This is a genomic window from Mycobacterium sp. E2699, assembly GCF_001666745.1.
Lineage (GTDB): Bacteria > Actinomycetota > Actinomycetes > Mycobacteriales > Mycobacteriaceae > Mycobacterium.
The window spans coordinates 1-585 of record NZ_LZJH01000141.1; the positions used below are offsets into that span (position 1 = coordinate 1).

Here is a 585-nt window from a genome sequence, read left to right on the forward strand (position 1 = left end):
ACATGGCAACACGTTTTATGACCGACCCGCACGAGATGCGGGCGATGGCGGGCCGTTTCGAGGTCCACGCGCAGACCGTTGAGGACGAGGCCCGCAAGATGTGGGCGTCGTCGATGAACATCGCCGGTGCCGGCTGGAGTGGCCAGGCGCAGGCGACCTCCTACGACACCATGGGTCAGATGAATCAGGCCTTCCGCAACATCGTGAACATGCTGCACGGTGTGCGTGACGGGCTGATCCGCGACGCCAACAACTACGAGCAGCAAGAGCAGGCCTCGCAGCAGATCCTCGGCAGCTAGCCCAACGGCGCTGTCGTCCAACAACTTCCAAGACTTGAAAGGACGTAAACATGACCATCAATTACCAGTTTGGCGACGTCGACGCCCACGGCGCGACGATTCGCGCCCAGGCCGCGTCGTTGGAGGCCGAGCACCAGTCCATCGTCCGCGATGTGCTGGCCGCTGGTGACTTCTGGGGTGGCGCCGGTTCGGTGGCCTGCCAGGAGTTCATCACCCAGTTGGGTCGTAACTTCCAGGTGATTTACGAGCAGGCCAACGCCCACGGCCAGAAGGTGCAGAGCGCCGG

The 585-nt window shown here is 62.9% G+C and carries 2 protein-coding genes; both read left to right on the plus strand.

Annotated elements, in window-relative coordinates:
• Positions 1–2 precede the first annotated feature (2 nt).
• Entirely contained in the window at positions 3–299 is a 297-nt protein-coding gene (locus tag A5696_RS23670) for a WXG100 family type VII secretion target (protein WP_066914021.1), read from the plus strand.
• A gap of 50 nt (positions 300–349) precedes the next feature.
• On the plus strand, positions 350–585 hold a 236-nt coding region (locus A5696_RS23675), incomplete at its 3' end, for a WXG100 family type VII secretion target (RefSeq protein ID WP_067883426.1).